Genomic DNA, 306 nt, shown 5'->3' with positions numbered 1-306 from the left:
TCTCAAGGCCCTCGAAGAGGGCGGATACGAGGTGGCCATTCTTTACGGCCACCTCGTATCCGCCCTCTTCGAGGGCCTTGAGATCGGCGTTACGACTTATCAGTTGCCGTGACATTGAAGATCATGCCCTCCTTCAGCTTCACGGTATCGCCCTCATCCAGCGTGCCTTCTGGCTTGTTGCCTTGACCGCGCCGGTAAGTGATCGTGAAGCAGATCATCTCGCCGGTGGGCGGGTTCTCATAGGCGAGGGCGATCAGATCGTTCTCACCAAGCTCGGTCGTTGTCACCGTCTTCTCGCGACCGTTA

1 protein-coding gene is annotated in these 306 nt (G+C 57.8%); it reads right to left on the bottom strand.

All coding sequences use genetic code 11. From position 1 onward, the window contains the following. Positions 1–89: 89 nt before the first annotated feature. On the bottom strand, positions 90–306 hold a 217-nt coding region (locus tag A3764_RS01215), incomplete at its 5' end, for a multiubiquitin domain-containing protein (RefSeq protein WP_067951061.1).

Origin of the sequence: Sulfitobacter sp. HI0129 (assembly GCF_001635395.1) — a bacterium.
In the GTDB taxonomy this organism is placed as follows: Bacteria; Pseudomonadota; Alphaproteobacteria; order Rhodobacterales; family Rhodobacteraceae; genus Sulfitobacter.
This window is presented reverse-complemented; position numbering and strand designations above follow the sequence as displayed.